Genomic DNA, 1,971 nt, shown 5'->3' with positions numbered 1-1,971 from the left:
CCTCCCAACTTCGACAGTTCACACCCTCACGAAGGCCTTTTGAGGCGATTGGCTGATGCAGTGGCGCGGGTTGGCGGCTGATTTGGAGTTTTTCAGCGTGTAGTGGCACATGGGTTTGCCGATAGTATTGATTGAGCGTTTATGAACGCTATAATGCGTGCATGCACATCCGGGTCACGCGCAACAGCCAAGGCTACCGCTATCTGCAGATCGCCGAGTCCTACCGCGATCCCGAGAGCCGACGCCCGAAGAGCCGCCACATCGCAAGCCTCGGCCGCCTCGACAAGCTCGAGGACGCGGACATCGACGGTCTGGTCAACGGGTTGCTGCGCGCCGCCGGGCGTCCCACGCTCGATGCGCTGGATGAGGGGATTACCGAGGAGCACACCACCTTCGAGCCGGCCCGGGATCTGGGTGATATCTGGGCGATCACCCACATCTGGCATCAGCTCAAGCTCGCCCAGACCATTGCCCGGACGCTGCGCTCACGCCGCCATCGCTTCGATGTCGAGGGCGTGATCCGCACGCTGGTGATCAACCGTCTGAGTGATCCGCAGAGCAAGCTCGGCGTGCTGCGGTGGCTGGAGACCGCGGAGCTGCCGGGGGTGGACCGCAATGAAGTGACCTATGCGCACCTGCTGCGCGCCATGGATCTGCTCATCGAACACAAGGACGCGCTGGAGCGCTCGCTCACCGGGGAGCTGCTGCCGCTGTTCGACGACGAGCTCGAAGTCGCTTTCTATGACCTGACCACTGTCCCGATCCACGGTGACTCGGAACAAGACGGCGACCTGCGCCGCGCCGGGCGCAGCAAGGATGTGGATGGCATCCACCGGCAGTATGTGGTGGGGCTGGTGCAAACGGCCGAGGGCCTGCCCATCACCCACGAGGTCTTCGAAGGCAATGTGGCGGAAGTCGCCACGGTGCGCGGGATCGTCGAGCGGCTCTGCGAGCGCTTCCCGCTGAAGCGGTTGATCCTGGTCGCCGACCGGGGTCTGCTCTCGGAGGCGAACCTCAGCATGCTGGAGGATATCCGCCTGCCGGATGGGCGTGCGGTGGAGTACATCGTGGCGGTGGCCGCCCGGCGGTTCAAGCGCTATGCCGAGCCCCTGGCGCGGTTGCACCCGTACCTGGTGAAGACGGCGAGCGAGACCGGCGAGGAGGCGGTCACCGAGGCGCCGGTGTGTGAAGACGATGGCGTCGAACGGCGCCTTGTCGTCGCCCATGATCCCGAGGCGGCAGCGGCGAGCCGTGCCGAGCGCCGCCGGCGCCTGGAGGCCGCCCGGGAGGAGGCGTTCTACCTCGAACACCGCCTCGACGGCCAGGACCGCGGCGCGACCTACCGCGGGCGGCCGCTGTCCGACGGGGGCGCGAAGATGCGATTCCACGAACACCTCCAGGAGACGGGGCTCTACCGGTTCATCCGTGTGGTGCCGACTTCTGAGACGTTCTGCTACGAGGTCGACGGCGCGGTGTTCCGCCGTGAGTGGCGCCTGGACGGGAAGCTGTTGCTGATCACCAATGTCCAGGATCAGGACGCCACCGAGGTCGTGCGCCGTTACAAGTCACTGGCGGATATCGAGCGCGGCTTCCGCACGCTGAAATCGGACCTGGCGCTCGCGCCGGTGCACCACCGACTGCCTGAGCGCATCCGGGCGCACACGCTCATCTGCTTCATGGCGCTGACCATCCAGCGGATCATGCGCCGGCGGCTGAAAGCCGCCGGCAGTGACGCCTCACCCATGCGGGCGCTGGAACGTCTGCGCACGATCCAGCGCCATGCCGTGCGGCTGCCGTCCGGAAAATGGCTGCACGGGCTGAGCACGATCACCGCCGAGCAGCGCGAGCTCTTCGATGCCCTGGAGGTGCCAACCCCGACCCAGAAGAAGGTCAACGAGGCCGCGTAGCGATATTTTTTGAATCGCCCCCTCGGCGAATCAGGAAGTTACGAACCAAAGTGTTGAACCTCGG

The 1,971-nt window shown here is 65.6% G+C and carries 1 protein-coding gene; it reads left to right on the top strand.

Annotated elements, in window-relative coordinates; all coding sequences use genetic code 11:
• The first annotated feature begins 131 nt into the window (after positions 1 to 131).
• On the top strand, positions 132 to 1,907 hold the full coding sequence (locus ACNSTU_RS17470) for an IS1634 family transposase (protein WP_418212811.1): 1,776 nt from the start codon (positions 132 to 134) through the stop codon (positions 1,905 to 1,907).
• Positions 1,908 to 1,971 lie beyond the last annotated feature (64 nt).

The organism is Aquisalimonas sp. APHAB1-3, assembly GCF_048323695.1.
Lineage (GTDB): Bacteria > Pseudomonadota > Gammaproteobacteria > Nitrococcales > Aquisalimonadaceae > Aquisalimonas.
This window is presented reverse-complemented; position numbering and strand designations above follow the sequence as displayed.